The organism is Rhodococcus sp. CX (genome assembly GCF_015865005.1).
In the GTDB taxonomy this organism is placed as follows: Bacteria; Actinomycetota; Actinomycetes; order Mycobacteriales; family Mycobacteriaceae; genus Rhodococcus.
Genome location: NZ_JADZGH010000216.1, coordinates 1 through 590, shown reverse-complemented (window position 1 = coordinate 590; position 590 = coordinate 1). Strand labels below are relative to the sequence as shown.

Sequence of the window (590 nt, the reverse complement as noted above, 5' to 3'; positions counted from 1 at the left end):
CGGGACGGTGATGTCTCTCACGGCAACGACGGGTCGTCGTAGGACTCGGGCACAATGGCGACCATGACGAACCTCCTCGACCTGTCCACCCCCGCGAAGCGATTCCGGCTCGTAGCGATCTGGGAAGCGATCACCTGGCTGGCCCTGCTGATCGCGATGTTCTTCAAGTGGGTGCTCGGACACGAGGAGGCCATCCGGATCCCGGGCATGGTGCACGGGGTCGCCGGATTCACGCTGTTCGTCGTCGTCGCGCTCGCAACCGCGTGGTCGCTCAAGTGGGACCTGAAGACGACCTTCCTCGCGCTGGTCTCGAGTGTCCCGCCGTTCGGCACCGTCGTCTTCGAGCGTTGGGCGGTGCGCACAGGCCGCCTCGGCGAGCTTTCCGATTCCGCGGCGCGCGAAACCGAGCCCGCACTGTCCTGACCGGGCGGCGAGCTACCCCCGAAACGTGACAGACTGGACGGCGTGACTCGACCCGGTTCCCGTCCAGCACGTTCCGCCGCGGCAGCAGCGGCGATCTCCGGCGCGGTGGATCTCGCACCGCTGAAGGAAAGGGCGTCCGCGCCCCCACCCCCGCCCCCGTCCGGCGA

1 protein-coding gene is annotated in these 590 nt (G+C 68.5%); it reads left to right on the top strand.

Translation table 11 applies throughout. The features are described from left to right. Window positions 1-63: 63 nt before the first annotated feature. Window positions 64-423 (top strand): DUF3817 domain-containing protein, encoded by a 360-nt coding sequence (locus I0Q12_RS23710; RefSeq protein ID WP_197255305.1) that lies wholly within the window; start codon window positions 64-66, stop codon window positions 421-423. Window positions 424-590: the final 167 nt, after the last annotated feature.

Coding starts and splice junctions, on each gene's coding strand:
- I0Q12_RS23710 (WP_197255305.1), top strand. CDS start 64: ATGACGAACCTCCTCGACCTGTCCACCCCCGCGAAGCGATTCCGGCTC.